Annotated in this window: 28 protein-coding genes, 1 tRNA gene and 1 riboswitch; of the genes, 18 read left to right on the top strand and 11 right to left on the bottom strand. The window is 62.4% G+C overall.

Annotation, left to right across the window (positions count from 1 at the left end):
• Positions 1 to 25: 25 nt before the first annotated feature.
• A complete protein-coding gene (locus tag J2W46_RS12990; RefSeq protein ID WP_310354238.1) occupies positions 26 to 1,390 on the bottom strand; it encodes an MFS transporter in 1,365 nt (454 codons plus the stop codon).
• Between the two features lie 322 nt (positions 1,391 to 1,712).
• Between J2W46_RS12990 and J2W46_RS12985 the strand changes: the two genes are divergently transcribed.
• On the top strand, positions 1,713 to 2,546 hold the full coding sequence (locus tag J2W46_RS12985) for an EAL domain-containing protein (RefSeq protein ID WP_310354236.1): 834 nt from the start codon (positions 1,713 to 1,715) through the stop codon (positions 2,544 to 2,546).
• Positions 2,547 to 2,665: 119 nt separating this feature from the next.
• Here J2W46_RS12985 and J2W46_RS12980 read toward each other — a convergent pair whose 3' ends face one another.
• Positions 2,666 to 3,451, bottom strand: a complete 786-nt coding sequence (locus J2W46_RS12980; RefSeq protein ID WP_131317749.1) for an IclR family transcriptional regulator — start codon at positions 3,449 to 3,451, stop codon at positions 2,666 to 2,668.
• A 94-nt stretch (positions 3,452 to 3,545) separates the two neighbouring features.
• Here J2W46_RS12980 and J2W46_RS12975 point away from each other — a divergent pair, with 94 nt between their 5' ends.
• Positions 3,546 to 4,736, top strand: coding sequence for an acyl-CoA dehydrogenase (locus J2W46_RS12975; protein ID WP_006047845.1), 1,191 nt, complete (start codon positions 3,546 to 3,548; stop codon positions 4,734 to 4,736).
• A gap of 178 nt (positions 4,737 to 4,914) precedes the next feature.
• Here J2W46_RS12975 and J2W46_RS12970 read toward each other — a convergent pair whose 3' ends face one another.
• Entirely contained in the window at positions 4,915 to 5,553 is a 639-nt protein-coding gene (locus J2W46_RS12970) for a peroxiredoxin (protein WP_020069742.1), read from the bottom strand.
• 341 nt (positions 5,554 to 5,894) lie between these two features.
• Between J2W46_RS12970 and J2W46_RS12965 the strand changes: the two genes are divergently transcribed.
• From J2W46_RS12965 to J2W46_RS12955, 3 genes are all read left to right on the top strand, one after another.
• Positions 5,895 to 6,197, top strand: a complete 303-nt coding sequence (locus J2W46_RS12965) for a DUF883 family protein (RefSeq protein ID WP_006047848.1) — start codon at positions 5,895 to 5,897, stop codon at positions 6,195 to 6,197.
• 139 nt (positions 6,198 to 6,336) lie between these two features.
• Complete coding sequence (locus J2W46_RS12960) at positions 6,337 to 6,723, top strand: phage holin family protein (protein ID WP_310354230.1); 387 nt, start codon at positions 6,337 to 6,339, stop codon at positions 6,721 to 6,723.
• A gap of 172 nt (positions 6,724 to 6,895) precedes the next feature.
• Positions 6,896 to 7,369, top strand: a complete 474-nt coding sequence (locus J2W46_RS12955; RefSeq protein WP_310354228.1) for a DUF3318 domain-containing protein — start codon at positions 6,896 to 6,898, stop codon at positions 7,367 to 7,369.
• Positions 7,370 to 7,469: 100 nt separating this feature from the next.
• Here J2W46_RS12955 and J2W46_RS12950 read toward each other — a convergent pair whose 3' ends face one another.
• The 7 genes from J2W46_RS12950 to glyA form a co-directional block, all read right to left on the bottom strand.
• Positions 7,470 to 7,901, bottom strand: a complete 432-nt coding sequence (locus tag J2W46_RS12950) for a type IV pilin protein (RefSeq protein WP_310354224.1) — start codon at positions 7,899 to 7,901, stop codon at positions 7,470 to 7,472.
• A gap of 10 nt (positions 7,902 to 7,911) precedes the next feature.
• Entirely contained in the window at positions 7,912 to 8,541 is a 630-nt protein-coding gene (locus J2W46_RS12945) for a pilus assembly PilX family protein (protein ID WP_374726829.1), read from the bottom strand.
• Positions 8,538 to 9,350: a PilW family protein gene (locus J2W46_RS12940; RefSeq protein ID WP_310354222.1), complete on the bottom strand. Its 813-nt coding sequence runs from the start codon at positions 9,348 to 9,350 to the stop codon at positions 8,538 to 8,540. Before J2W46_RS12940 ends, J2W46_RS12945 begins: the two co-directional genes overlap by 4 nt.
• Positions 9,347 to 9,781: a type IV pilus modification PilV family protein gene (locus J2W46_RS12935; RefSeq protein ID WP_374726828.1), complete on the bottom strand. Its 435-nt coding sequence runs from the start codon at positions 9,779 to 9,781 to the stop codon at positions 9,347 to 9,349. The genes J2W46_RS12940 and J2W46_RS12935 overlap by 4 nt, the downstream gene beginning before the upstream one ends.
• A 20-nt stretch (positions 9,782 to 9,801) precedes the next feature.
• Positions 9,802 to 10,362: a GspH/FimT family pseudopilin gene (locus J2W46_RS12930; protein WP_310354220.1), complete on the bottom strand. Its 561-nt coding sequence runs from the start codon at positions 10,360 to 10,362 to the stop codon at positions 9,802 to 9,804.
• Between the two features lie 203 nt (positions 10,363 to 10,565).
• A complete protein-coding gene (nrdR, locus tag J2W46_RS12925) occupies positions 10,566 to 11,048 on the bottom strand; it encodes a transcriptional regulator NrdR (protein WP_020069733.1) in 483 nt (160 codons plus the stop codon).
• 6 nt (positions 11,049 to 11,054) lie between these two features.
• On the bottom strand, positions 11,055 to 12,302 hold the full coding sequence (glyA, locus tag J2W46_RS12920) for a serine hydroxymethyltransferase (protein ID WP_204520272.1): 1,248 nt from the start codon (positions 12,300 to 12,302) through the stop codon (positions 11,055 to 11,057).
• A 166-nt stretch (positions 12,303 to 12,468) separates the two neighbouring features.
• Positions 12,469 to 12,577, bottom strand: a riboswitch (ZMP/ZTP riboswitch).
• 238 nt (positions 12,578 to 12,815) lie between these two features.
• Here glyA and ydfG point away from each other — a divergent pair.
• The 11 genes from ydfG to J2W46_RS12865 all read left to right on the top strand — a co-directional run bounded on the left by ydfG (position 12,816) and on the right by J2W46_RS12865 (position 21,153).
• Positions 12,816 to 13,562: a bifunctional NADP-dependent 3-hydroxy acid dehydrogenase/3-hydroxypropionate dehydrogenase YdfG gene (gene ydfG / locus J2W46_RS12915; RefSeq protein ID WP_288824428.1), complete on the top strand. Its 747-nt coding sequence runs from the start codon at positions 12,816 to 12,818 to the stop codon at positions 13,560 to 13,562.
• A 59-nt stretch (positions 13,563 to 13,621) separates the two neighbouring features.
• Complete coding sequence (ybgC, locus tag J2W46_RS12910) at positions 13,622 to 14,101, top strand: tol-pal system-associated acyl-CoA thioesterase (protein ID WP_310354217.1); 480 nt, start codon at positions 13,622 to 13,624, stop codon at positions 14,099 to 14,101.
• A gap of 157 nt (positions 14,102 to 14,258) precedes the next feature.
• Entirely contained in the window at positions 14,259 to 14,936 is a 678-nt protein-coding gene (gene tolQ / locus J2W46_RS12905; RefSeq protein WP_006047860.1) for a protein TolQ, read from the top strand.
• A 10-nt stretch (positions 14,937 to 14,946) separates the two neighbouring features.
• Positions 14,947 to 15,393, top strand: coding sequence for a protein TolR (gene tolR, locus J2W46_RS12900; protein ID WP_025601528.1), 447 nt, complete (start codon positions 14,947 to 14,949; stop codon positions 15,391 to 15,393).
• On the top strand, positions 15,390 to 16,406 hold the full coding sequence (tolA, locus tag J2W46_RS12895; protein ID WP_110402695.1) for a cell envelope integrity protein TolA: 1,017 nt from the start codon (positions 15,390 to 15,392) through the stop codon (positions 16,404 to 16,406). Before tolR ends, tolA begins: the two co-directional genes overlap by 4 nt.
• A gap of 137 nt (positions 16,407 to 16,543) precedes the next feature.
• Entirely contained in the window at positions 16,544 to 17,836 is a 1,293-nt protein-coding gene (gene tolB, locus J2W46_RS12890; RefSeq protein WP_027777927.1) for a Tol-Pal system beta propeller repeat protein TolB, read from the top strand.
• 31 nt (positions 17,837 to 17,867) lie between these two features.
• Positions 17,868 to 18,377: a peptidoglycan-associated lipoprotein Pal gene (pal, locus tag J2W46_RS12885; RefSeq protein WP_013338115.1), complete on the top strand. Its 510-nt coding sequence runs from the start codon at positions 17,868 to 17,870 to the stop codon at positions 18,375 to 18,377.
• Positions 18,378 to 18,396: 19 nt separating this feature from the next.
• Positions 18,397 to 19,146 carry a tol-pal system protein YbgF gene (gene ybgF, locus J2W46_RS12880; protein ID WP_027777926.1) on the top strand — a complete coding sequence of 250 codons (750 nt, stop codon included), beginning with the start codon at positions 18,397 to 18,399 and terminating at the stop codon, positions 19,144 to 19,146.
• 202 nt (positions 19,147 to 19,348) lie between these two features.
• Positions 19,349 to 19,424 (top strand) — tRNA-Lys (locus J2W46_RS12875).
• A 365-nt stretch (positions 19,425 to 19,789) separates the two neighbouring features.
• Positions 19,790 to 20,164 carry a hypothetical protein gene (locus tag J2W46_RS12870; RefSeq protein ID WP_310354684.1) on the top strand — a complete coding sequence of 125 codons (375 nt, stop codon included), beginning with the start codon at positions 19,790 to 19,792 and terminating at the stop codon, positions 20,162 to 20,164.
• A gap of 176 nt (positions 20,165 to 20,340) precedes the next feature.
• Complete coding sequence (locus J2W46_RS12865; RefSeq protein WP_088173299.1) at positions 20,341 to 21,153, top strand: mechanosensitive ion channel family protein; 813 nt, start codon at positions 20,341 to 20,343, stop codon at positions 21,151 to 21,153.
• Positions 21,154 to 21,261: 108 nt separating this feature from the next.
• Here J2W46_RS12865 and J2W46_RS12860 read toward each other — a convergent pair whose 3' ends face one another.
• Complete coding sequence (locus J2W46_RS12860) at positions 21,262 to 21,927, bottom strand: DedA family protein (protein ID WP_310354212.1); 666 nt, start codon at positions 21,925 to 21,927, stop codon at positions 21,262 to 21,264.
• Between the two features lie 192 nt (positions 21,928 to 22,119).
• On the opposite strand from J2W46_RS12860, the gene mutL reads away from it, so the two are divergent.
• Positions 22,120 to 24,165 carry a DNA mismatch repair endonuclease MutL gene (mutL, locus tag J2W46_RS12855; RefSeq protein WP_310354210.1) on the top strand — a complete coding sequence of 682 codons (2,046 nt, stop codon included), beginning with the start codon at positions 22,120 to 22,122 and terminating at the stop codon, positions 24,163 to 24,165.
• 43 nt (positions 24,166 to 24,208) lie between these two features.
• Positions 24,209 to 25,168, top strand: a complete 960-nt coding sequence (gene miaA, locus J2W46_RS12850) for a tRNA (adenosine(37)-N6)-dimethylallyltransferase MiaA (protein ID WP_310354209.1) — start codon at positions 24,209 to 24,211, stop codon at positions 25,166 to 25,168.
• The last annotated feature ends 58 nt before the right edge of the window (positions 25,169 to 25,226 follow it).

Below are 25,226 nucleotides of genomic sequence, written 5' to 3'. Positions count from 1 at the left end.
TTCTCCGTTGACCCTAGACATCACTTCACGCGGTTTGCGGTTCGGACGGGCGACTGCGTTGCCGCGTCGCCGCGGCGAGCGCGATCACCAGCAACGCGGAACACAGCACCGGCACCGCGGCCGCATGGAACAGCGATTCGTTCGACCAGTTCAGCGCGATCAGTTGACCGCCGACCAGCGGCCCGATCACCGAGCCGATACGCCCGATTCCGAGGCTCCAGCCGATGCCCGTCGATCGTAGTGTGGTCGGATAAAAGTGGCCCGCGAGCGCGTTCACGGCCGGCTGCCCGCCGACTACACAGAAGCCGCCCGCAAACACGACGATGAGCAGCCACGGCAAAGCATGCGCCACGCTGCCGATGGTGCCGACAGCGAGTGCCGCGCCCGCGAAGCACACGAACAGCACGCGCACGAAACCAAAGCGTTCGATGAACCAGCCGAGCAGCAACGTGCCGACCACGCCGCCCGTCTGCAACACCGTGCCGACGATCACCGCCGTGCCCGGCGAATAGCCTGCATCGCGCATGACGGTCGGCAGCCAGTTCGACAGAAAGTACAGATCGATCAGGTTCATGAAGCTGATCGCCCACAGAATCAAGGTGACCGGAGCACGCCCCGCGCGGAACAACTCAGCGACCGGCGCACCGGCATTGCCCTTCTCGCGCACGACGACGCGCGTGTTCGCATCGATCGGCAGGCTGGGATTGAACTTCGCGAGCCAGCGCAACGCGCGCTCGCTGCGGCCCTTCAGTACGAGAAATTGCAACGACTCGGGCAGCGCGACGAGCATGGCGACCGCCAGCACCAGCGGCACCGCGCCGCCGACCCAGAACACCGCGCGCCAGCCGTAGGCCGGAATCAGCGCAGCGCTGATGAAGCCGCCCAGCGCCGCGCCCAACGTGAAGCCGCACGACACCAGCATCATGTGCTTGACGCGATGGGCGGGCGTCGAAAATTCGCCCACCAGCGCCATTGCGTTCGGCATGATGCAACCGAGGCCGAGGCCCGTGATGAAGCGCAGCGCGATCAATGCGGGAATCGTCGAGACAAACGGCGTCGCCAGCATCGACAGCGCAAAGAAAAACGTTGCACCGATCAGCACCGGACGCCGACCAATGCGGTCCGCCAGCACCGACAACCCCAATGCCCCGAGCAGCATGCCGAACAGGCTTGCGCTGAATACCGGGCCGAGCGCCGCCTTCGACACATGCCATTCGCCGATCACGCTCGGCGCGACGTAACCCATGGCCTGCGCGTCGAAGCCGTCGATCACGAGGCAGAGTCCGCACAGCGCGAGCAGCAAGAACTGGAATGCCGGGTGATGCGTCTCGCCGAGCACCCGCTCGACTTCGATCACGTTGGGGGCGGCGGATGCCGGCTTGGCGCTCATGGGAATTGTCTCCACGTGTAATGGTTGGAATGTCGGCGGCTGCGGGCCAATGCGAATTGCACGAAACGGCGCGAGTAGGCTCTCGCCAGTCACGCGACAATTTACGCATGGTAAAACGAATTACGTTAAGTGAAATTAACGTATACCCTGGAAGCGGGACAACAAACGCGCGGCGTCGCCGCCAGGCAAGGGCTGGCGGATATCGTTAGCAGCATTTTGTTCATGTGCGCGCGATGCGGACTGCTACCATCGAAGCATGCGGCGCATGAGCTCTGTCTGGAGTTTCGAGCGAACGCACCACTCACCTGACCCATTCGCCTAAATGATTCCGCCGACCATTCCCAGCCTCGTTGCCCGCGCCTCTGAGCATCCGTTCCTCGGCACACATCTGGCGATGGGACATGGCACGCACGGCGAGATTGCGCTCGCCCGGTTCCACGACCTCGAGCTCACGAGCGCCTACGAACCGATCTTCGACATCAGCGTGCATGCGCTGGCGCAATCGATGTCGTCGGACGTCGAAAACGTCGACCGTTTCGGCGATGAGTTGGGCTTCCAGGCTGTCACGCAACGGCTCGACGCCGCGCCGTTCGATATGTTCGACGCGTTCGACCGCATCGCCGACGACCAGGAAGTCGTCGCGCTCGACCGCATGTCGCGCGCGCTTCACTCAGTCAATTTCTTCGGCGCACAACGGCACGGCCTGCTATTCCTGCGCGTACACGAGCGGCTTCTGAAGAGCGTGAAATACGATCATGGGCGGCACTTTTCGAGCGTGCTCACGTCGTTCGGGTTGAACCCGTCGAGGATAGTGATCGAACTGCCGGCAGCCGCGGTCGCGCATAAGACGTTTCTCGGCTATTTGACCAAGAGCTATCAGCACTACGGCTTCAAGGTGGCGGGCAACCTGTCCAACGCGGGGCAAATTCTGTCGGTGTCGGACACCGCTCGGCTGGACTTCATCAAGATGGATGCGGCGACCGCGTTGCGCGACGCGACGGTCAAGCCGTTAGTGGGATACGCGAGCCGGCTGGGGATTCCGCTGATCTTCAATCGCGTGATGGACGAACCGCAATTCGAAGCGTTGCAGCAATACGATGTGCGCTTCGTGCAAGGGCCACTGTTCAATGCGCATTATCACGACCGCGCGGCTTGATTTGCGGGTTGGCTTGATCCGCTCGGGGCGGTCCGCCTGGCTTGATCCGGTTGATGCGGATGATGCGGTCGATGCGCTTGATGCGCTTGATGCACGCCACTCGGCTCGAACGCGAATCCTCAACCAGCGTCGCCGAGGCGCCGCGCAAGCGCCTTCAGCCGCGGCGCAACCTTCTCCCGAAACACGTCTTCTCCCATCGACGAAGCCGGCCCGCTGCAACTGAGCACAAGCCAGCGCCCTTCGCGCGGCTCGCGAAACGGCACGGCAACCGCGTTGACGTCGTCGTGCCAGGCGCGGAACGAATAGCAGCAACGCTCCTTTTCGAACGCGGCGATTTCCTTCACAGCGTCGGCCACCAGCGCCGCACCGCCCTTCCCCGCCGCTTTCCTGAGTTCCGCAAGCAACGCGGCGCGCACGTCGACAGGTTGCACAGCGAGATATGCGCGACCCATGGAACTCGTCAGCATCGACAGTTTCGAGCCGGGCGCGAGGCCGAGCGTGAGCGCGGTTTCGCTGCGTATCGTGTCGAGGTAGATCATGTCAAGGCCGTCACGGCAGCCAAGCGAAACAGCCGCGCCTACCTCGCGCGCAAACCCGCGCATGTGCGGGCGGGCGAGTTCGAGCGTGTCGGTGCCCGAGAGCAGCGCAAACCCGAGCGACAGCACGCCGGCATCGAGCGCGTACTTTCCCAACGCCTCATCAAGCCGAAGATAGCCGAGCACGGTCAGCGTGTAGGCGAGACGGTTCACAGTCGCCTTGGGCAAACCGGTGCGTTCGACGAAGTCGCGATTGCCGAGCATCGTTTCGCCCGGCTTGAATGCCCGCAGCAAATCGAGCCCGCGTGCGAGGGCGACAACGAATTTGCGCTCGTCGAGCGGATCGGACAAAGTGGATGCGGGCGTCATCGGGTGATACACTCAGTCGTGGTTTGCAAAACATTGTTCTGCATAGCGGAACTCTAGTCAAGCTTGAATCAAGCAAAGAATGAGGAGATACGTCATGGCCGAGGCCGCGCAGTTTCACTGGGAAGACCCGCTGTTGCTGGATCAGCAGCTCACCGAAGACGAACGCATGGTGCGCGACGCCGCCGCGGCGTATGCGCAGGACAAGTTGCAGCCGCGCGTGCTGGAAGCGTTCCGTCACGAGAAGACCGACATCGAAATCTTCCGCGAAATGGGCGAACTGGGCCTGCTCGGTCCGACCATTCCCGAGCAATACGGCGGTCCCGGGCTGAACTACGTGGCGTATGGCTTGATCGCGCGTGAAGTGGAGCGCGTCGACTCCGGCTACCGGTCAATGATGTCGGTCCAGTCTTCACTGGTCATGGTGCCGATCTACGAGTTCGGCTCCGAGGCACAGAAGCAGAAATACCTGCCGAAGCTCGCCACCGGCGAATGGATCGGCTGCTTCGGACTGACCGAGCCTAATCACGGCTCCGACCCGGGCAGCATGGTGACGCGCGCAAAGAAGGTCGACGGCGGCTATTCGCTGTCGGGCTCGAAAATGTGGATCACCAACTCGCCGATCGCCGACGTTTTCGTGGTGTGGGCCAAGCTCGAGGAAAACGGCAAGGACGCGATTCGCGGCTTCATCCTCGAGAAGGGTTGGAAGGGACTCTCAGCGCCGACCATCCATAGCAAGGTGGGCCTGCGCGCGTCGATCACCGGCGAGATCGTGCTCGACGAAGTGTTCGTACCGGAAGAAAACCGCTTCCCGGAAGTGAGCGGCCTGCGCGGTCCGTTCACGTGTCTGAACTCCGCCCGCTACGGCATTGCGTGGGGCGCCTTGGGCGCCGCGGAATCCTGCTGGCACACCGCGCGTCAGTACGTGCTCGACCGTAAGCAGTTCGGCCGGCCGCTCGCGGCAAACCAGTTGATCCAGAAAAAACTTGCCGATATGCAGACGGAGATCACGCTCGGCCTGCAAGGCGTGCTGCGCCTCGGTCGTATGAAGGATGAAGGCACGGCGGCCGTCGAGATCACGTCGATCATGAAACGCAATTCATGCGGCAAGGCACTCGACATTGCGCGGCTCGCGCGGGACATGCTGGGCGGGAACGGCATCTCCGACGAGTTCGGCATCGCGCGGCATCTGGTGAATCTCGAAGTGGTCAACACGTACGAAGGCACGCACGACATTCACGCGCTGATTCTCGGACGCGCGCAAACGGGCATCCAGGCGTTTTTCTAAAGCCTTTCCGACGGCAAGCTGAGGTTTGTCGCAGCGCGGTTTGCTCCTGCGTCAAAAGTAAAAGGCCGGTTCGCGATGAACCGGCCTTTTGTCCGTGTATGGCGCGACTTTCGGCTTCTGGCTTTCTGCTTTCGACTTTCTGCCTTCGAATGCCTCTGGCCTTGCGCCGAGACCGCGCTTACTTGTTCGGCTGCGGCGTCATGCGCAGATACGGACGCAGCGCCTTGTAGCCTTTCGGGAATTTCTGTTTGATCACCTCTTCGTCCTTCAGCGACGGCACGATCACGACGTCGTCGCCCTGCTTCCAGTTGCCGGGCGTTGCAACCGAGTGGCTGTCGGTGAGCTGAAGCGAATCGATTACGCGCAGCACTTCGTCGAAGTTGCGCCCCGTGCTTGCCGGGTAGGTAATGATCAGACGCACCTTCTTCTTCGGATCGATGATGAACAGCGAGCGAACCGTGAGCGTTTCATTGGCGTTCGGGTGAATCATGTCGTACAACTCGGACACTTTGCGGTCGCCATCGGCCAGAATTGGAAACCCGACGTTGGCGGCCTGCGTCTCGTTGATGTCCTTGATCCACTCCTTGTGCGACTCGGCGCTGTCGACCGACAACGCAATGGTCTTCACGTTGCGCTTCTCGAATTCCTCGGCGAGCTTGGCAGTCAGGCCGAGTTCCGTGGTGCAGACCGGCGTAAAGTCGGCCGGGTGCGAGAACAGCACGCCCCAGCTGTCGCCGAGCCATTCATGAAACTTGATGCGGCCGATACTGGATTCCTGCTCGAAATCCGGTGCGGTATCGCCAAGACGTAGACTCATGTGCATCTCCTTAAGTATTCGGACACCAGCGCGAGCATTTCCCGCAGCGCTTGGCAAAGATAAAGCATACGGCAACGACCGTACATGACGAACGAACATCGGCTCACTACTTTATGCCTTTTTGTAATTTTCGCCGATTTAGTGGAAACTTTGCGGGACAGATCAACTCAATCATGCACTAACATCATCTGTGAGAGTCATGCAGATGTTGTCCGGAAGTGTTTAGCCTCGCCGGGAACGGTTCGTGCGTTCGGCTCCGCAGACCGGGCAGTGCGCTCGCCAGCCGCCGTTTCTTTGGTTAGGATTCACGCGTGGCGTGAGAACGAAAAGGGGAGCTGTCAATGTCGGAAGTCAACAAGGAGAGATTGATGTCGGATATCAAAACCGTCCTCGCGGACGCGGAAGACCTGCTGAAACAGGCCGCAAGCGCAACGGGCGAGCGCGCTTCGGAACTGCGCGAAACGGCGCTGTCCCGTCTGAAGCAAGCCCGGGAAAAAGCTGCCGACGTGCAAGTCGTCGTGGTCGAGAAAGGCAAGAAGGCTGCTCGCGCAACCGACGACTACGTTCACGAGCACCCGTGGGCATCCATCGGCATTGCTGCGGGCGCCGGCGTGTTGCTGGGTCTGCTGATCAACCGCAAGTAACACCATTGCCCGTTGCCGGACGAACTAAGTCCGGCTTGCCAGCGAATCAAGCGGACCGGCGCATGTCCGGCCGGTCCGCTTATCTTGGCGCGCACGTTTGCACGCGCCGCTTAGGCCACCACGCGCAACGCCCACAGCCATGACGACCGACACACATTCGCAGCGCGAACTACATAGCCCGTTACGCCGCATCATCAGTTCGGTGTCTGCCATTCTGCAAACACGCCTTGAACTGGTCGGCATTGAACTGGCTGAGGAAAAAGACCGCCTTCTGGGCGTGCTCTTTCTTGGCCTTGCGGCGATGATGCTGACCACCATGGCCCTGATCGCTCTTACCGCGCTGGTCGCCATCGCGTTCTGGGACACATACCGGTGGCAGGCGCTTGCCGGCATCACACTGGTTTATGCGATTGCAGGACTGGTCTGCGCGCTAAAAGCGCGCAGTGGTCTGCGTGATGCACCAATGGTCTTCGAGTCCACCATCGCCGAATTCGAAAAAGACCGCGACGTATTTCGTAGACCGTAGCACCGCGAGCGCACGGAGCGCGCGACGTTTTTGTCGATTGGCAAGTTCGTGAACCGGTTGTTCAGCGTATGTGAAGCGCACCGGTTGCACCGACTCTTTTCATGCCGTTCTTTGCGCCGCTCGTTGTGCCGTTCCGTGCGCTGTTCCTAGCCCTCCATAATGCCGATACGCCATGAGCCAGAGCCATTCAAGTTCCGCATTCCGCAACAAGCGCCAGCCGGCGAGAGACCTTAGCGCGCCGCACTTGCGCGCGCTACGCAAGGAATTGCTGCTCGTGCGCGCGGACGTCGAGCGCATGGAATTGGCCCAGGCGACGATCGAATTGCGCGAAGCCGTCACACACTTCAGTTGGCTCAAGTTCATCGTGCCGGGTTTCGGCGGATTGCGCATGGGCACCGGCTCTAAGGCGAACTTCCTGAACGCCGGGACCATTGGCGCTCTTCTCAAACAGTATCCGCTGGTCAGCTCGATCGCCTCGCTCGTCCTCGCGAAGCCGCTGCGCGCGACCGTTGCTGCTGGCGCAAAGCCCGCGCTGAAATGGGGTGGCCTCGCGCTTGCCGCGTGGGAAGCGTACCGCGTGTGGCAGCAGATCAAAGGGGAGTCGCGTGCATCGTATGGTTCGGACGGTTCGGGCGACGAAAGGTGACGTGCCGGGTTGTTGGCTAATTACTTGAGCGTCCAGTGGTTGCCTGCACTCCTGTCCTTCAACGAACGCACTGCGGCGTGTGCCAACTTCGAGGCGCTTGCTAGCCAGCGCCCCAACACTGCCCGGTGGGCGGTGCCGACCCGTTCGCGACATTCTTGTTAGTTCGCATCCCTGTTGCGTCGAGCGTGAAGACGCCACACGCGTCATCGCGCATCGGCCCCGATTCGTCCGGGGCCGCTTCAATTAAATAACCGCCGTTAGCATCGTCCGCCGGCAGTACATGCAGCCGGTAGACAGCCGTGCCGAATTGCGGAGCCTGATCGAGGCCCGGCGGCAACGCGGCAATGCTGTCACTTGCTGCACCTTCGACGAACTGCGCCGCCCGAAACAGCGCCGATGCCGCGTCGACCCGGTGCGTTCGCACGACGTGGGTGCGATACGACGGCACGGCAAAGACGGCCAGCACCGCGACTATCGCGAGAGTGATAATCAGCTCGAGCAAGGTAAATGCGGATACGTGCGCCCTTGTCATCCATGCCTCACTAAAATGGCCGCGCGGCGACGCGCCGCCAATGGCGTTCGATCCTGTCGCCATCGATAACAAGTTCCATTTGCAGCCATACCTGCGAGTCCTTGTTCATGCCATACCCGCGCGATGTCAGCAGGTACGCGCGCGCGTCGGGGCGAGCCGGCAGACTCCATCCTTCGACCATGCATTGCGGCGCGCGCAGTGTTCCGGGCCACTGAGCGACGAGTGTCGCGGCTGCGGCCTCGAACGTAGCTTCGACTTTCCACTGCGTCGGCTCGCGGGCGACTGGCGGCGATGCCAATGCGCCAATGCCCGTGCCTGCGACGACGCTGCGGGCACACAAGGTCAATGCCGAGTCGGCAGCATGGAATGCCTGCAAGTAGTCGCGCACATTGACGGCGCTACGCGCGGCCGCGACCGATGCTTCGAACCAGGCCGCCGATGTCGCCAACAGCATCGCCGAAATCAGCAAAACGATGGGCAGCACGGCGCCGCGGCAACGCGTGCGATGCGCGTCGTGACGTGGGCGCGAAGCACGGCGCCTCGTGCTAGCACGCGCCACCTGCAGCGCCAATTGCTGCGAGCAGCCGCACAACGCATGAGCGACGCAGCGGCACGCCGTTCTGCCGGGTGTGTCAGTCACGAAACAGCCTCCACGTAGTTGCGCAGCGCGATCCGACGCCAGAACGCTTGCCGCGGACGCAGGTCGCTCGCAATGCTGCTGACGCCATCGCAATCCGCATAGCGCGAGCGCTGCCCTTGGGGCGCGCCCCGCACGAGCACACACAGATCGACCGCGACAACGCTCGCCCACTGGTCGGGCATTACCGCCGACGCGTCGATTGCATTCACCGCGCCGGCCAGCCAATACCTGATGCGCAGCCGCTCGACGCCTTCGACCAGCGGTTGCGCAGAGCCTGTCTTGCCATTGCCTTCGCAATAGAGCTCCGGCTCGCCGGTCGAGCCGCTCGCCTCGGCGTAGAAGCGATTGACCACCGGCACGCCGCGCTCGCCAAGCGTAGCGCTGCTACTGGTCACGGCTTGCCCGAGACAGTCCGTTGTTTGTCCCGTGGATGACGGCCACGTCGACACGCTATCGCCGACATATCGCACCGCGACGCCGTCTGATTTACCAGGCAATGTCTCGCAGGTCAGACGGCTGTCATCCGTGCCGGCGGGGTGACCGCCCGAACAGCCGAACAATGGCGCCGGTGCGCGGTATTGCGAAGCGTCTGCCGGCACGAACCCTCCCATTTGCAACTGCTGCCCGACAACGGTCAGCGCTGTCCAACCGGCCTCGCGGATTCGCAGCCCGTTGCTCGCGTGCTCAAAGGCTGCGCGCTGCGTCGTATAGAGCGACACCGTTCCCGCGGTCACCACGAGCCCCAGCGCGACGGCAATAACAAACTCGACCAACGTATGACCGCACGCACGATGCAAGCGCGACATCATTTGACGAACGCCAGTGCGATGCACGAGAAGCCCACGGGCGCGCTCACTCCGCCACACGGCTCGGGCTTGTCGATCACGTCGTTTGTGCGCGGCAAGTTCTGCGAAGCCGACCATGTCGCGCGAGCCGCCGACACGCCACCTGTCGCGACGACCGACGCGTCGCCGCGCGGCAACACTGTTGCCGCGCGCGAGTTCCACCACGCGAGCGCCGCCTCGTTGCCTGACGGCGCAGACATCGCCTCAGCCACCGAATCGGCTATCCACGCCGCCTGTTCCCGCATCGACATTGCCCGGGCCTCGCGCGCTGTCCACAACTGCCCGGCGATCAAACCGAGTGCCGTGACCGCGAGCACTGCGACGGCCAGCATCACTTCGATCAACGAGGTGCCGCCGCACTTGCTGCGGCAACGTTCCGATGGTGCTTGCGCCAAAGACGGTTCGATGAGCCGCCTCATGACGCCGCCCCGCACGCACCTTCTGCAATCCGCGTCCGACCACCCGCAGCAATGCGAATGCAGCGCCGCCACTTATCGCCCTGAGTCGCTTTCGATGGCGCACGCGGCGCAATGTCGAAACTGCGGAAAGTGCCGATCAACTGACCCGCGGGCGGCGTGAACGTCAGATTTGTCTGCGTACCCACAATGCTCACCGATGGGAGCGAGGGATGGGCGCGCAGCAACGTAAGAGTGCCGCCTCGATCCGCCAGTACCGCCCAGCCGCAAGACCAGTCGGTCGGGCCCGTGCCGCACGGTTGCCCGGCGGCCAGGCAGTGCCTCGCCGCATCTGTCCGGCATACGGTCACGCGAGCGCCGCGACGCAAAGCCTCGCTGCGCGCATAGCCGAGCGTCGACATGAGCGCCTTTGCGCGGGCATCGACCTGATCCCGCACCTGCCACGCTACGAACGATGGAGTCGCCATCAACACGACCACCGCCAGCAGCGCGACCACGACCAGCGTTTCGACAAGCGTAAATCCGCCGCACGGCGGCGGAGCGATTGCATGCTGTTTCATTTGCATCCCTGAATATTTCAAAGAATGCGGCCAATCTAGCGGTTCGAGGACGGCTCAACAATCGGCCGAATGGCCAGGTGGCATTCAGACGCTATTGCGCGCAAGAATTCACGCGACGAACGATGAGGGAGCGGGAAATGCAGAGACTCGAAGCGACGCGGCACAACACGAATAGTCGGACGCGACGCGAGGGACGTGGGGGCTCAGCGCTTGCGCGACGGCTTGGGAGGAGAGGAAGCGTGGCGGAACTCTTCGATCACGTCTTCAAATTCAGAGACGTCTTCAAAGCGCCGGTAAACTGAGGCGAAACGAACGTAGGCAATGGTGTCGAGCGCGCGCAACTCGTTCATTACGAGTTCGCCGAGGCGCTCGCTGCGCACCTCGCGCTCGCCGCTGCCGAGCAGTTGGTACTCGATCCGGGCGACGGCCGCGTCGATCGCGTCTGCTGCAACCGGGCGCTTGCGCAGCGCCAGTTGCATGCTCGCGACAATCTTGCGGCGATCGAATTCGGTACGGCTGCCGTCTTTCTTGACGACCGACGGCAACGCCAGCTCGACCCGCTCATACGTCGTAAAACGTTTGTCGCAGGCCGGGCAGCGGCGGCGCCGGCGAATCGTCGCGCCGTCTTCGGAGACACGCGAGTCGACAACCTGCGTATCGGCGTGACGGCAGAAAGGGCAATGCATGGCGGCTTAGCCGTAGACCGGGAAACGCTGCGTCAACTCGGCGACCTGGCCGCGCACGCGGTCGATGGTGGCCGTGTCTTCCGGGTTGTCCAGCACGTCGGCGATCAGGTTACCCACCTGCTCTGCTTCCTTGGTGCCGAAGCCGCGTGTGGTCATGGCCGGCGAGCCCAGACGAATACCGCTCGTCACAAACGGCTTTTCCGGGTCGTTCGGAATCGCGTTCTTGTTGACCGTGATGTGAGCGGCGCCGAGCGCGGCTTCCGCAGCCTTGCCGGTAATCTTCTTCGCGCGCAGATCGACCAGCATCACGTGGCTTTCAGTACGGCCCGACACGATGCGCAGACCGCGCTTGACGAGCGTCTCGGCCAGCACGCGGGCATTCTCAACGACTTGTTGCTGGTAAGCCTTGAATTCCGGCGACAGCGCTTCCTTGAACGCAACCGCCTTGCCGGCGATCACGTGCATCAGCGGGCCGCCCTGAATGCCCGGGAAGATTGCCGAGTTGATCTGCTTCTCGTATTCGGCCTTCATCAGGATCACCCCGCCGCGCGGGCCACGCAGGCTCTTGTGCGTGGTGGTGGTGACGAAGTCTGCATGCGGCACCGGGTTCGGATACACGCCCGCAGCGATCAGACCCGCGTAGTGCGCCATGTCGACCATGAAGTACGCGCCGACCGACTTCGCAATTTTCGACAGACGTTCGAAGTCGATGCGCAGCGCGAACGCGGACGCACCGGCAACGATCAGCTTCGGCTTGTGTTCCTGGGCCAGCTTCTCGGCAGCGTCGTAGTCGATGTCTTCGGCTTCGTTCAGGCCGTAGCTCACGACGTTGAACCACTTGCCCGACATGTTGACGGGCGAGCCGTGAGTCAGGTGGCCGCCGTGCGCGAGGCTCATGCCCATGATCGTGTCGCCCGGCTTGAGCATGGCGAAGAACACGCCCTGGTTAGCCTGCGAGCCCGAGTTCGGTTGCACGTTGGCAGCCTCGGCGCCGAACAGCTGCTTCACGCGGTCGATCGCGAGCTGCTCCGCCACGTCGACGTATTCGCACCCGCCGTAGTAGCGCTTGCCCGGGTACCCTTCGGCGTACTTGTTCGTGAGTTGCGAGCCTTGTGCAGCCATCACAGCCGGGCTCGTGTAGTTTTCCGACGCGATCAGTTCGATATGCTCTTCCTGACGACGGTTTTCCTGTTCGATCACCTTCCAGAGTTCAGGGTCGACGTTGGCGATGGTGCTTTGGGCTCTGTCAAACATACGGATTCCGTTGAGTGTGTTCAGGTTGACCGGATCGTGCGCCGAATCTTGCGTAGAGGGTACGCGGCGCTGCTGGCGGCTGGGCCAGCCCTGACGTGGCGAGAGGAGAGTCGCCGCACACGCGAGGCAGGACAGCCACCGTCAGCGCAGATTGATGCGCGCGGATCACGGCTGCCCAGGCGAACGGCAAAACGGCACCCTGCGCTTCACGGTGGGTTTTTCCACCTTGAACCCGATTGGTTGGATCGGTTCTATCGCCAGTCACGCAGGGATGAGCGCGTTAGTTTATTGGAAGAGGATCGAATAGGCAACCAGGTTTCCCCCGTCGCGCAAGGCACCGGCACGACGGCACCCGAGGGCGCGAAACACAGCGCACAGCCGTCCCGCGAAGGCCCGCCAGGAAGCGTGCGCGGACGTCTTGCGGCGCAATCCATCCGGCTCGCCTATCCTTGCCGCAGCGCCGCATTGGAAGTAGGCTTGGGGCCTTTGTCTTCTACCGACCAGGGAACTGTAATGATCGTGTTCGTCACCGGTGCGTCCGCAGGATTCGGCGCCGCCATCGCTCGTGCCTTCGTCAAGGGCGGCCATCGCGTCGTCGCCACGGCCCGCCGCAAAGACCGTCTGGATGCGCTCGCCGCCGAACTCGGCGACGCCCTCCTGCCCTATGAACTGGACGTGCGCGATCGCGCGGCGGTGGAAGCGGTCCCAGCAGCGTTGCCGGCCGACTTCGCCGCGATCGACGTGCTCGTGAACAACGCCGGCCTTGCACTGGGCGTCGAGCCGGCGCAGAAAGCGAGCCTCGACGAATGGCAGACGATGATCGAAACGAACTGCACCGGCCTCGTTCAGGTCACGCACGCGCTGCTGCCCGGCATGGTCGAGCGCAACCGCGGCCATATCTTCAACCTCGGCTCGGTAGCGGGCCGCTGGCCTTATGCGGGCGGCAACGTCTACGGCGCCACCAAGGCGTTCGTGCGCCAGTTCAGCCTGAACCTGCGCGCGGACCTCGCGGGCACGTCGCTTCGCGTGACGGACATCGAACCCGGTCTGTGCGGCGGCACCGAATTTTCGAACGTACGCTTTCGGGGCGACGACGAAAAGGCCGGCAAGGTCTACGAAAACGTCCAGCCGCTGACGGCCGAAGATATCGCCGATTCGATCTACTGGATCGCCACTCGCCCGGCACACGTCAACATCAACACGATCGAACTGATGCCGGTGGCGCAATCGTTCGCGGGTTTGTCCGTTCATCGGGGCTAAACGCCCGCCAGACGGCGCGCACATCTTGAAACAGACCTCGCAGTGTGCGATCCGGTAAAATGCGCCGCATGAATATGACGACCAGCCAGCCAGGCACGGAAATCGGCCATTCGTGGGGCATCCGCGTGTACTACGAAGATACCGACGCCGGCGGCATCGTGTTTTACGCGAATTACCTGAAGTTCTTTGAACGGGCGCGCACCGAATGGCTGCGCGCGTGCGGCATCGACCAGAACCGGCTCGCCGATGAAACGGGCGCGATCTTCATCGTCCGCAGCACCGCGGTCGACTATCGGGCGCCCGCGCGTCTCGACGACGTCGTCAAGGTGGTGAGCCGGATCGAGCGGCTCGGCAGAGCTTCCGTCGACTTCGCGCAAGAAGCGTGGCGCGACGGCACGTTGCTTGCTACCGGCTCGATCCGGGTCGGTTGCGTCGAGCGTACAGCACTGCGCCCCGCCGCGATTCCGCCGCAGGTTCTGGCAGCTTTGCGGCGCGGACCAGGCGTGCGCGACAGCGGCGTGTCAACGAACGCATGCTGACTCTCGTTGTTACGGGGCCAGTGAACTCGCATCGACCAAGCAGCACAAAAGCATGGTTCGGCTTGCAGTACCGCCGATGCTTCCGTTTTGCTCACGGAAAGCTTCGCGTGGCCTTGCAAAGCCGGACGCCCCTTTCGGGACGATAAAACGAACCTTTATGAACACTACACAAGATCTGTCGATCGTTTCTCTCGTACTCAACGCGAGCCTGCTGGCGCAGGCCGTCATGGCGCTCCTGCTGTTGCTGTCACTGCTCTCGTGGACTTTCATCTTCCGCAAGTGGTTTGCGATCCGTCGCGCCCGCGCGCAGACTGAGCGTTTCGAACGCGATTTCTGGTCGGGCGGCGACCTGCAGGCGCTGTATCAGAGCGCCGCCAATAACCGCCACACCATCGGCGCGCTCGAGCGGATTTTCGAGTCGGGCATGCGCGAATTCCTAAAAGGCAAGGAAAAACGCCTGAACGACCCGGGCGCGATTCTCGACGGCGCGCGCCGTGCAATGCGTGCGGCGTTCCAGCGTGAAATGGACGTGCTCGAAGCGAACCTCGCGTTTCTGGCGTCGGTCGGTTCGGTCAGCCCGTATATCGGTTTGTTCGGTACGGTGTGGGGGATCATGAATGCGTTCCGCGGACTCGCCAACGTGCAGCAGGCCACGCTTGCGAACGTGGCGCCGGGCATCGCCGAAGCGCTGACCGCAACTGCGATCGGCCTGTTCGCCGCGATCCCGGCCGTGGTCGCATACAACCGCTACGCGCACGACATCGACCGTCTGGCGATCCGCTTCGAGACCTTTATCGAAGAGTTCTCGAACATCTTGCAGCGCCAGGCGCACTGAGGAGTCCACGATGGCAGGCTCTCGCTCCTCCAGCATGCGCGGCGGCCGCTCGCGCCGCGCGATGTCCGACATCAACGTCGTGCCGTATATCGACGTGATGCTCGTGCTGCTCGTCATCTTCATGGTGACCGCGCCGCTCGTCGCGCCGTCCATCGTCAATCTGCCGACTGTCGGCGGCGCAGCGCCGCAACAGCAAACGCCGCCTGTGATCGTCAATATTCGCGCGGACGGCAACATGAGCGTCAAATACAAGGACGACTCGGGCGCGCAGCAGCAGGAGGACATGACGAAAGCGGGCCTCAACGGCTTTATCGCCGATCGCGCGCAGTCGCATCCCGATCAGCCCGTCGTGATCGCCGCCGACAAGACCGTGAAGTATGAAGCCGTGATGAACGTGATGTCCGAGCTGAAGGCACGGGGCGTCAAACGCGTTGGATTGCTCGTCAAATCGCAATGATCCGTAAGAACACCGACTATCCGCTCCAGCCACCGCGTGAACGCGGCACCGGGCGCGCCTTTGCGTTCGCGCTGGTGATGCATGCGCTGCTCGGGTTCTTCCTCTATCACGGCATTCAGTGGCAGAACAGCACGCCCGAAGGCGCCGAAGCGGAACTGTGGACCGAAGTGCCGGACACCGCGATCCCGCGCGTGGCGCCGCCGCCGCCCGCACCTGTGGTCCCTGCTCCGCCGGTGGCGGACGAACAGGCCGAAATCGCGCTGCAGGAGAAGAAACGCAAGCAACAGGAAGCGGCTCGTCAGGCGCAACTTGCGGAGCAGCAACGTCAGGAAAAGCTGCAGGCTCAGCAGGAAGCCGAGGCGAAGCGTCAGCAACAGTTGGCCGAACAGGCGGCGCAACTGGCTGCCCAGAAAGCGGCGGCCGCGAAGCAGAAGCAACAACAGCAGCAGGCGGAAAAGCTGAAGCAACAGCAGTTGGCCGAGCAGCAGAAGCAGCAGCAGTTGAAGGAACAGCAGCAGGAACAGCAAAAGCAGGCTGAGGCCGAAGCGCAGAAAAAGGCGGACGCGCAGAAGGCGGCGAAGGCGAAAGCACAAGCCGCACAAGCCGAAGCAGCGGCACAAGCGAAGAAGGTCGACGCGGAACGCCGCGCTCGGCTCGCGCAAATGCAGGGCATGGCCGGGCCTCCGGGCTCGACTGGCAATGGCCTCGGCAAGAGCGGCACGGGCAGCGGCTCGGGTGGTAATGCGGCATCGCCGGGTTACGCTGACAAGGTGCGTCGCGTGGTGCGGCCGAACATTTCGTGGGGCGGTGAGACGGAGGGTCTCGAGACGGTGATCGCCGTTCGTTGTTCACCAACAGGCACCCTGTTGAGCGCAACGATCGCTCACAGCAGCGGCAATTCCGCGTGGGACGACGCGGCGTTGCGAGCCGTTCAGCGCTCGGACCCAATGCCTCAGGACATCGACGGCAAGACACCGGCGAGCTTCAGAATTACGTTGCGACCGGCAGGTTGATGAAAGCCTGACAGTACCTTGACAGCAGACCCTGCGCCCCGCCCGGCGCGGCGTGCTCGGGAACGAATTAGCTCTTTTCCGGTCTGTCTGCTGTCGCGAAGCTTTAGTAAAACCGTTTTTTGGGGAATCCATACAGCATGAGTTTGATGACCAAGCTAGGCCTGCGGACACTTGTAGCGTCGTGCCTGATCGCCGTCGGCGGCGCCGCGAACGCACAACTCAACGTCCTCGTGACGGGCGTCGGGTCCACCCAGTTCCCGATCGCAACGGCGAACTTCGCCAACGAAGCGAGCTCGCCGCAACAGGTCAGCACCATCGTGCGTCAGGACCTGCAACGCAGCGGCAAATTCACCAATATCGACGCAGGCTCGACGCCGGTTCCCGAAACGGCCTCGGTCGACCTCGGCAGCTGGAAGGCCAAAGGCGCGAATGCATTCGTAGCCGGCAGCGTGAACCGCCTGCCGAACGGCCAGTACGAAGTGCGCTTCAAGCTGTACGACACGGTCAAGGGCGAGAGCCTCGGCGGTCTCGTGCTGGTCAGCCCCGAAAGCGGCCTCCGCATGAGCGCGCACAAGGTGGCCGACTACATATACGCGAAGCTGATGGGCGGCCGCGGCGTGTTCGCGACGCGGCTGTCGTATGTCATCAAGACCGGCAACCGTTATCAGTTGCAGATCTCGGATTCGGACGGTCAGGACGCGCACATTGCGTTGTCGAGCCCGGAGCCGATCATCTCGCCAGCATGGTCGCCCGATGGCACCAAGGTGGCTTACGTATCGTTCGAAAAGAAGAAACCGATCGTCTATATCCACGATCTGCCTACGGGTCGGCGTATTGTCGTTTCGGACCAGAAAGGCAATAACAGCGCGCCGGCATGGTCGCCGGACGGGCGCACGCTTGCCGTGGCGCTCTCGCGCACGGGCAACACGCAAATCTTCGCCGTCAATGCGGACGGCACTGGCATGCGCCGTCTCACGCAAGGCAGCTCGATCGACACGGAGCCGACTTTCTCGCCAGACGGCCAGACGATCTATTTCACGAGCGACCGCGGCGGTCAACCGCAGATCTACAAGATGTCGGCGCAGGGTGAAAGCGCCGGCGCGGCACAACGGGTCACGTTCACCGGCAGCTACAACACCAGTCCGCGCGTGAGCCCGGACGGCAAGCAACTCGCGTATATTTCGCGCGTCGGCGGCGGCTTCAAGCTGTATATCCAGGACCTGCAAGGCGGAACGGCCACGGGCCTGACGGACACGACACATGACGAATCGCCGAGCTTTGCGGCGAACGGTCAGTACATTCTTTACGCCACTCAGGTGAACGGCCGTGGCGTATTGGCTGCGGTTTCGACCGACGGTCGCACCCGGCAGGTCCTGTCAGTGCAGGGCGGCAGCGTACGTGAGCCGTCCTGGGGCCCTTTCATGCAATAACGTTGATGCAATAACACAAGGAGAGTAAAAAATGATGTCTAAACTTCGCTTCGCATTCGCAGTCCTCATGGTCGGTGCACTGGCCGCATGTCATTCGGGCGTCAAGCTCGACGAAAACGCAAACAAGGGCGGCGCCGTCTCGACGCAACCGAACCCGAACGATGTCGCGCAAGTGAACGTCGACCCGCTGAACGATCCGAACAGCCCGCTCGCAAAGCGCAGCATTTACTTCGACTTCGACAGCTATTCGGTGAAGGACGACTACCAGTCGCTGCTGCAACAACACGCGCAGTATCTGAAGAGCCATCCGCAACGCCACGTGCTGATCCAGGGCAACACCGACGAGCGTGGCACGAGCGAGTACAACCTGGCACTCGGCCAGAAGCGTGCTGAAGCAGTGCGTCGTTCGCTGTCGCTGATGGGCGTGACCGACTCGCAAATGGAAGCCGTGAGCCTCGGCAAGGAAAAGCCGCAAGCTACCGGTCATGACGAATCGTCGTGGGCACAGAACCGCCGCGCCGATCTCGTGTACCAACAGTAAGTAACAGGTGATGAGCCGAATGACGCATCGTTTCTCCTGGCTGCGATTTGCCGCAGCGGCCTGCGTCGCGGGCACGGTCTTTATGGCTGTGCCCGCGCACGCCGGTATCTTCGACGACGATCAGGCCCGGCAGGCCATTCTCGATCTTCGGTCGAAGACTGACAGCCTGTCGAGCCAGTTGTCGGCAGCACAGCGCACGATCCTCGATCAGTCCAACCGTCTCGACCAGATGAATCAACAGGTTGCGACGCTGCGCGGGCAGAACGAGGACATGGCCAATCAGCTCGCCACGCTGCAAAAACAGCAGAAGGACTACTACACCGATCTGGACACGCGCCTGAAGAAATTCGAGCCGCAGCAGCAAACGGTGGATGGCGTTCAGGGCGAGGTGCAGCCGGGCGAAACGGAGTCGTTCAATGCGGCCTCACAGCAGTTCCGCAACGGCGACTTCAAGAATGCGGCGGCGTCGTTCCGCAGCTTCATCTCCAAGTATCCGAACAGCCCCTATCAGCCGACCGCGCAGTACTGGCTCGGCAACGCGCTGTATGCGTTGCGCGATTACAAGGGCTCGACGGCGACCTGGCAGGGTGTGGTGAAGAATTATCCGCAGCATCCGCGAGCGCCCGAAGCATTGATGGCAATCGCGAACAATCAGCTCGAGCAAGGTCAGAAGGCCGCGGCCAAGAAGACGCTCGAGCAGATCGTCGCGCAATACGGCGGCTCGGACGTCGCGCAGTCGGCGCAAAGCAAGCTGTCGCAGATCAAGTAGTCGTAGTCGTGTCGAGCAGTTCGCAGTAACGCGCAGTGTCCGTGAGCGCCAAAAATGATGGTCACGCGCGCCTCTCGCTGAAAAGCCCGGGTCTTCACGCCCCGGGCTTTTCACTATCTGAACTGCACTAACGTGTATATCGGATTGCTCGGAACGGGTTGACAGTCCTCCGGGGCTATCGCTATAATTTCGCTTCTCTTTTGGGTCGTTAGCTCAGCTGGTAGAGCAGCGGACTTTTAATCCGTTGGTCACAGGTTCGAATCCCGTACGGCCTACCAAAAGATTCGGGGGCTTACACGCGTCAGCGTCGTAAGCCCTTTTCTTTTTTCGTCGCTGCTTTCTTTGGAGCGCGCGCTCCCCTGGTCTCTTAGCAACACTCTTCTCTCCAAGAAGAAGTAGCGCAAACCACACGGCGAAGTCCAAAGCAAAAAACAGCACACAACTCGCCGCGATTTCTCGTTACGCCCCTGACTTTTCTCACGCGATACATCGCACATTCCGACAACGCTACGGACTGCGAACGTGAGCATTTATTGAGACATAAAGACGTGCAATGATCGCCGCCGTCTGTCAATCCGCCGAGAACCGACGGACGCAGACGCTCTCGCAACACCGCAACCTGCGGCGCTTTCATTCCATCGATATGACCAATTTTCTGTTCGATCTCGCTTCGAATCTTGCGTTGCTGGCGATCGTGCTTGTCGCGTGCAATGGGTGTAATCGCCTGATACCCGGAGCAGCGATAGACGGCTCTCGCGTGTTTTCCGCGCTGGCGCTCACCGCAATGCTGCTGGATGCAGCCCTCACTTTCCTTGTCTTTGCCGACTCTCGCACACGTTACGGCCAGTTCAGCACGCCGACCGCGTTCTTCGTACGCAGCGCCGCATATGCGCTCGCAATCGTTGCGGCAGTTGCGTGGCGCAGTTTTGGTCGCCGAAACCGCCCCGCCAGATCGACGTTAGGCAAGACGTTGGTCATTCCGACATCGCCCTACTCCGACTCTCACCTGCCGATGTAAAACGCGTCGTGCGAGCGCGAGGCGCGGCGGGAACGGTCCTTGCGCAGCCTCGCGCCTTCACCTATAACTTTCCAAGACCAGGCAGCATCCGGTTGGATTCAGCCACCTAGGCACCCGCCTGCAGCATCGCGTCACGTCGTAATCAGTCAAAGCAAGTTCACCGATTGGGGAACATCTTGGATTTCGAAACCGTACGCGTTTTCATGATGACCCGCGGCATCGACCTCGGCGTCAAAGTGCTCGGTGCGATCGTCTTGTGGATCGTCGGCCGCTGGGTCATTGGACTGATTACCCGCTTGCTGCGTGCGGTGCTAACGCGTAACAGCCGCGTCGACCCGACACTCGCGCATTACCTCGGCTCGATTCTCGGCGCGCTATTGAACCTGCTTCTGATCCTCGCGATCTTGCAGGTATTCGGCGTGCAAACCACTTCGTTCGCGGCGCTGCTCGCCGGGCTCGGCCTCGCGATCGGCACGGCGTGGGGCGGACTGCTCGCGCATTTCGCGGCCGGCATCTTCATGCAGGTGTTGAGGCCGTTCAAGGTCGGCGACTTCGTGACCGCGGGCGGCGTCACGGGCACCGTCTCCGAACTCGGTTTGTTCGGCACGACTATCGTTACGCCAGATAACGTGACGACAATCATCGGCAACAACAAGATTTTCTCCGACACGATTTCCAATTACAGCGTGCTGCCGGTGCGGCGGGTCGAACTGACAGCGAAGATCGCGAACGGCGTCGACCCGACGGACGCGATGAACCGGCTGAAGGCTGCCATCGCCGAAATACCGAACGTTGCGGAAAGCCCCGCGCCCGATGTCGAAGTGCTGAGCTTCACGCCCGAAGGACCGCTGCTTTGCGTGCGACCCTACGCACACAATGAGCATTACTGGCAGGTGTACTTCGACACCAACCGCGCGATCATCCAGACATTCCGCGAGGCCGGTTACCCAACGCCCGAAACCCCGCTCGCGCCGCGTGCAGTGACGTGAACGCGCAGGCAGGCGTGTGGCCGCACACGCAAAAAAAACGGCGTCGCAATTTACGCGACGCCGTTTGCTCATGCAAGTAGGTCAGCGGACTAAGTGCCCGCGCCAGCGTTAGCCAGGCTTCGACGCACTCTTGCGCATCATCTTCCAGAGCGCGCCGAGCACGACCGGCACAATCGCAGCGCCAATCCCGACGAGCACGATCACATTCAGATATTGGCGGATAAACGGAATATTGCCGAAGAAATAGCCGAGCAGAACAAGCAGCAATACCCAGAACAGCGCGCCGGCGACATTGAACAGCTGAAACCGGCTAACCGTCATCTCCGAAGCACCCGCGACAAACGGCGCAAACGTCCGCACAACCGGAATGAAACGCGCAAGCACGATGGTCTTGCCGCCATGCCTCTCGTAGAAGTCATGTGTTTTCTGCAGCGCGCGCCGGTCGAGAAAACGCTCGAGCAGTGGAATACGCGAATTGAAAACCTTCGGCCCGATCGCTCGCCCGATCATATAGTTGACGGTATTGCCCGTGGTCGCCGCGACGAACAGCAACAGGATCAATAAACCGAGATTCATCTGTCCAGACGCGCAGAAAGCCCCGCCGATAAACAGCAACGAATCGCCCGGAAGAAACGGTAGAACCACGAGCCCCGTTTCGCAGAACACGATCAGGAACAGCACCGCATAGACCCAGGCGCCGTACACGTGGATGAATTCTCCCAGGAACTTGTCGATGTGCAGCACAAGATTGGCTAGATGTAGCAGCGTGTCCAAAAAGCGTCCTTTATGAGGCAAGAGTGAACGTGGTGTGAGGGTCGGCAGCAGACCCGCGGGATAATGGCGAGCGCTCGCTCGCCGCCCGAATTGACCGCGTCATGATACAGAAAGTGCCCGGGCGAACCTCGAAAATCTCCGGCGTGTTTCCGCCATTCGAGGGCCGCCGCGCTGAATCGCTATAATTTCGCCATGTCCGAATTTTCCGAAACGCCTGTCGACGCCACGGCCGCCGCCGCTACACCGGCTGTGCGCCCGCTGCGGGCAATCCTGCCGCTGCCCGATCAGCTCATCAGCCAGATTGCCGCCGGCGAAGTGGTCGAGCGGCCCGCATCGGTGGTGAAGGAGTTGCTTGAAAACGCGCTCGACGCGGGCGCGCAGACGCTTCGCATCATGCTGGACGAGGGCGGCGTCAAACGTATTTCGATCACCGACGACGGCTGCGGCATTCCCGAGAACGAACTTGCACTCGCGTTGATGCGCCACGCGACCAGCAAAATCCGCTCGCTCGCCGAGCTCGAGGCCGTCGCGACGCTCGGGTTTCGCGGCGAGGCGCTGGCCTCGATCGCGTCGGTCGCGCAGATGACCATCACGAGCCGCACTGCCGACGCGCCGCATGCAGTGCGCGTCGATGCACAAACCGGCGTGCTGAGCCCGGCTGCGGGCACGCAAGGCACCACCATCGAAGTGCGCGAGCTGTACTTCAACACGCCCGCGCGCCGCAAATTCCTGAAAAGCGAACAGACCGAACTCGGCCATTGTCTTGAACAGATCCGTCGTGCCGCGCTGGCGCGACCGGACGTCGCCATTTCGGTCCTGCACAACGGCAAGGCCGTCGAGCATTGGAACGCCAGCGAACCGCCCGCGCGAGTCGCGAAGATACTGGGCGAAACTTTCGCGACGGCTCATCTGCCGCTCGATGAATCCGCCGGTCCGCTCGCCGTCTACGGTTGCGCGGGTTTGCCGACCGCAAGCCGCGGACGCTCCGATCAGCAGTACTTCTTCGTCAATGGCCGTTTCGTGCGCGACAAGCTGCTGACGCACGCGGTGCGCGCCGCTTATGAAGACGTGCTGCATGGCGACCGTTATCCGTCGTATGTGCTGTTTCTCGATTTGCCGCCCGAAGCGGTCGACGTGAACGTGCATCCGTCGAAAATCGAAGTCCGGTTCCGCGATTCACGCTCGATTCATCAGTTCGTTTTCCACGCGGTCCAGCGTGCGCTGGCGCGCCATGCGGGCGCGTCGCCGGAGACGACCGCAGGCGGACACGCGGCGCATCTGCAAGCGTCGGCGGACGGAGCGGTTTCGTTCGGAACGTCGCCAGGCAGTGCCGGTGTTGCCGGATTTGGCGGTTCCGCTGCGGGAAGCTTTGTCGGCGGCTTGAGTTCCAACGGCACGCCTGGATCGACGGGTAGCGGCTTCAGCGCGTCGCAAGCGGGCAATACGTGGATGCGCCAGTCGCGCATGACCCAGGGCACGCTGCCGGTCGCCCAACCGCTCGCATTCTATGACGCGTTGTTCGGCCGCAAGGACGCCAGCGCAGGCACTGCGCAAGGCGCCACGCTCTTCGAAGCACGCGATTCCGCCGCCGAAGGTCCGTCGCCCTATAACGCGTCGGCGCCCTATGCGCCGCCCGCATTCAATCCCGCCGACGACCAGCCGCTCGGCTTCGCGCTCGGCCAGATTCACGGCATCTACGTGCTTGCGCAGAACGCGCATGGACTCGTGATCGTCGATATGCACGCGGCGCACGAGCGCATCCTTTACGAGCAGTTCAAGAACGCGCTCGCCGACCGCACGATCGCGGTGCAGCCGTTGCTGATTCCGCAGACGATGCAGGCGGACCCTGTCGAAATCGGCACAGTGGAAGAAGAGCGCGACACGCTCGACGCACTTGGCTTCGACCTGGCGGTTCTGTCGCCGACTACCCTCGCCATCCGCGCGGTGCCGGCGCTGCTGAAAGACGCAGACCTTCAGGCATTGGCGCGCGCGGTGCTGGCCGATCTGCATGCTTACGGCGGCTCGCGTGTCCTGACCGAGCGTCAGCACGAACTGCTCGGCACGCTCGCCTGCCATCACGCGGTGCGCGCGAACCGGCGTCTCACGCTGGACGAAATGAACGCGCTGCTGCGTCAGATGGAAGCGACGGAGCGCGCCGACCAGTGCAACCACGGGCGTCCCACGTGGTATCAGTTGACGCTCTCCGACCTCGACCGCCTCTTCATGCGCGGACAGTGACGGTGCGCTTCTTGAGGCTCGATTGCCAAGCGCCGGCACGCTCATGAACGCACGCACCGCCACGCCCATTCCGTGCCTGCTCGGCCCGACTGCGTCGGGCAAGACCGCGGCTGCATTGGCTCTCGCCGCGCGGCGGCCGGTCGAAATCATCAGCGTCGATTCGGCGCTCGTGTATCGCGAGATGGACATCGGCACCGCAAAGCCGACCGCCGATGAGCGCGCGGTAGCGCCGCATCATCTGATCGACATTGTCGATCCCGCCGACGCCTACTCCGCCGCGGAATTTCGCGCCGACGCACTCCGGCTGACCGCAGAGATCGTTGCGCGCGGCCGGCTGCCGCTGCTGGTCGGCGGGACAATGCTGTACTACAAAGCGCTGACTCAAGGGCTCAACGACTTGCCCGCAGCCGACGCGAATGTCCGCGCGCAACTCGACGCGGACGCCGCACGCGATGGCTGGCCCGCGCTGCATGCACGTTTGGCTACCGTTGATCCGGCGACTGCCGCGCGCCTTGCGCCCAACGATTCGCAGCGAATCCAGCGCGCACTCGAAGTCTTCTTGCTAACGGGTCAAGCGATGTCCGCATTGCTGGCCGCGCCCGCTCGCATCGACGACGCCGCGGCGCAGTGGCGCTTCGCGCCGATCGCACTCGAACCGTCGGACCGAAGCGTGCTGCACGCGCGCATCGAGCAGCGTTTCGATGCCATGCTGGCGAACGGCTTTGTCGATGAAGTGGTGAAGCTGCGCGAACGCGGAGATTTATCGCCCGAGATGCCGTCGATGCGTTGCGTCGGCTACCGGCAGGTCTGGGAATATCTCGATGGAACCGTCGACTACCCGACCATGCGCGACAAAGGCGTGTTCGCGACGCGGCAATTGTGCAAACGGCAACTCACATGGCTGCGCAGCATGAACGAGCGGGTGGTGGTGGACTGTTGCGACCCAAACGCGAGCGCGCGGGTGATTGATTTGATCGAAGCGCTGGTTTCGCAGCCTGTTTGATGCGCTTTGGTGAAGTACGCCAAAGTGCTGCGCTTTCGAGCAAACTAGATGGCGAGCA

The sequence above is a fragment of the Paraburkholderia strydomiana genome, assembly GCF_031456815.1.
In the GTDB taxonomy this organism is placed as follows: domain Bacteria; phylum Pseudomonadota; class Gammaproteobacteria; order Burkholderiales; family Burkholderiaceae; genus Paraburkholderia; species Paraburkholderia caledonica.
The sequence above is the reverse complement of the archived record's forward strand: the minus strand, read 5'-3'. Positions and strand labels throughout refer to the sequence as shown.

Bases quoted from the DNA above. Each gene is read 5' to 3' on its own strand.
- miaA (WP_310354209.1), top strand. From the start codon at position 24,209: ATGAACGCACGCACCGCCACGCCCATTCCGTGCCTGCTCGGCCCGACT.
- J2W46_RS12955 (WP_310354228.1), top strand. From the start codon at position 6,896: ATGAGCCAGAGCCATTCAAGTTCCGCATTCCGCAACAAGCGCCAGCCG.
- J2W46_RS12870 (WP_310354684.1), top strand. From the start codon at position 19,790: ATGACCAATTTTCTGTTCGATCTCGCTTCGAATCTTGCGTTGCTGGCG.
- J2W46_RS12970 (WP_020069742.1), bottom strand. From the start codon at position 5,553: ATGAGTCTACGTCTTGGCGATACCGCACCGGATTTCGAGCAGGAATCC.
- mutL (WP_310354210.1), top strand. From the start codon at position 22,120: ATGTCCGAATTTTCCGAAACGCCTGTCGACGCCACGGCCGCCGCCGCT.
- glyA (WP_204520272.1), bottom strand. From the start codon at position 12,302: ATGTTTGACAGAGCCCAAAGCACCATCGCCAACGTCGACCCTGAACTC.
- J2W46_RS12950 (WP_310354224.1), bottom strand. From the start codon at position 7,901: ATGACAAGGGCGCACGTATCCGCATTTACCTTGCTCGAGCTGATTATC.
- pal (WP_013338115.1), top strand. From the start codon at position 17,868: ATGATGTCTAAACTTCGCTTCGCATTCGCAGTCCTCATGGTCGGTGCA.
- nrdR (WP_020069733.1), bottom strand. From the start codon at position 11,048: ATGCATTGCCCTTTCTGCCGTCACGCCGATACGCAGGTTGTCGACTCG.
- J2W46_RS12965 (WP_006047848.1), top strand. From the start codon at position 5,895: ATGTCGGAAGTCAACAAGGAGAGATTGATGTCGGATATCAAAACCGTC.
- J2W46_RS12960 (WP_310354230.1), top strand. From the start codon at position 6,337: ATGACGACCGACACACATTCGCAGCGCGAACTACATAGCCCGTTACGC.
- J2W46_RS12985 (WP_310354236.1), top strand. From the start codon at position 1,713: ATGATTCCGCCGACCATTCCCAGCCTCGTTGCCCGCGCCTCTGAGCAT.
- J2W46_RS12990 (WP_310354238.1), bottom strand. From the start codon at position 1,390: ATGAGCGCCAAGCCGGCATCCGCCGCCCCCAACGTGATCGAAGTCGAG.
- tolQ (WP_006047860.1), top strand. From the start codon at position 14,259: ATGAACACTACACAAGATCTGTCGATCGTTTCTCTCGTACTCAACGCG.
- tolB (WP_027777927.1), top strand. From the start codon at position 16,544: ATGAGTTTGATGACCAAGCTAGGCCTGCGGACACTTGTAGCGTCGTGC.
- ybgC (WP_310354217.1), top strand. From the start codon at position 13,622: ATGCGCCGCATGAATATGACGACCAGCCAGCCAGGCACGGAAATCGGC.
- ydfG (WP_288824428.1), top strand. From the start codon at position 12,816: ATGATCGTGTTCGTCACCGGTGCGTCCGCAGGATTCGGCGCCGCCATC.
- ybgF (WP_027777926.1), top strand. From the start codon at position 18,397: ATGACGCATCGTTTCTCCTGGCTGCGATTTGCCGCAGCGGCCTGCGTC.
- J2W46_RS12980 (WP_131317749.1), bottom strand. From the start codon at position 3,451: ATGACGCCCGCATCCACTTTGTCCGATCCGCTCGACGAGCGCAAATTC.
- tolR (WP_025601528.1), top strand. From the start codon at position 14,947: ATGGCAGGCTCTCGCTCCTCCAGCATGCGCGGCGGCCGCTCGCGCCGC.
- J2W46_RS12975 (WP_006047845.1), top strand. From the start codon at position 3,546: ATGGCCGAGGCCGCGCAGTTTCACTGGGAAGACCCGCTGTTGCTGGAT.
- J2W46_RS12940 (WP_310354222.1), bottom strand. From the start codon at position 9,350: ATGATGTCGCGCTTGCATCGTGCGTGCGGTCATACGTTGGTCGAGTTT.
- J2W46_RS12930 (WP_310354220.1), bottom strand. From the start codon at position 10,362: ATGAAACAGCATGCAATCGCTCCGCCGCCGTGCGGCGGATTTACGCTT.
- tolA (WP_110402695.1), top strand. From the start codon at position 15,390: ATGATCCGTAAGAACACCGACTATCCGCTCCAGCCACCGCGTGAACGC.